The organism is Oleiphilus sp. HI0061 (genome assembly GCF_001635675.1).
The window spans coordinates 1-878 of sequence record NZ_LWFE01001879.1 but is presented as its reverse complement, the minus strand read 5'-3'; the positions used below and the strand labels follow the sequence as shown (position 1 = coordinate 878).

1 protein-coding gene and 1 pseudogene are annotated in these 878 nt (G+C 45.1%); one reads left to right on the top strand and one right to left on the bottom strand.

Annotated features, from left to right (window positions below; genetic code table 11):
- A partial coding sequence (locus tag A3735_RS28555; RefSeq protein ID WP_156500000.1) for a M48 family metallopeptidase occupies positions 1-544 on the top strand: 544 nt, incomplete at its 5' end.
- A gap of 11 nt (positions 545-555) precedes the next feature.
- Here the strand turns inward: A3735_RS28555 and A3735_RS31620 are convergent.
- Positions 556-878, bottom strand: a pseudogene (locus A3735_RS31620) (hypothetical protein); the annotation flags it as partial.

Sequence of the window (878 nt, the reverse complement as noted above, 5' to 3'; positions counted from 1 at the left end):
GCTCATTCCAATGAAAATCGAGTTCCGCAAAAGCGAGTCCATCGGTGCGAATGCTTTTGCACTTCCATCAGGAACCATTATTTTTACCGATGAGATGGTCAAACTCGCAGAGAACCAAGAGCAGCTGGAAACGATCATGCTGCATGAAATTGGACATATCGCTCACCGGCATAGTCTGAGAAGACTGATACAGCAATCCAGCCTAGCCCTATTCATCGTTATCGTAACTGGCGATATTTCAACCACCAGCCAAGCAATTCTTGCCTTACCTGGTGTTCTTCTGCAAGCAGGCTATTCCCAAAAAATGGAGCTCGAGGCTGATGATTTTGCGCTGAAACATTTACAAGAGTTTGGCTTACATCCTGAGGATTTTATTACCTTAATGGAGAACTTAGAATCCCAAGAAAAAGACCAAGGTGCAAACGAGCCCGAAGAAAACATAGGTAGCGTGGAGCCAAAACAAGAATCTGAAATACAGGGCTATTTTTCAAGCCACCCAAGCACGTCAGAGCGGCTAGAACGATTTAGAAATCACCGTCATTGAAGCGCTAAACACTAAAGCTTAGCGCCTCCCCATTTCCCTCTATGCCAGTGAATACCGTAAACAAAACCTTGGCCCAGGCGAGAGAAAGAAAACAAAAGCCAAATCACCAGCAAGGGCGGCTCAAAATAAACTACTGCGATAAGACCTAAAGGAAAGAACACAGCCCATTGAGAAAGCATACTTGTCTTCAAGACTACTTTTACGTCACCACTTCCCAGCAAGGCGTTCATAAGAATCACACCGATAACATCGATAAATATTAAAGCCCCCGTCACCTGCAAAGGTAAGCGAGCCGCGTCAATGGTAGCCGTATCTGAAGTGAAAAAGCGCAAGA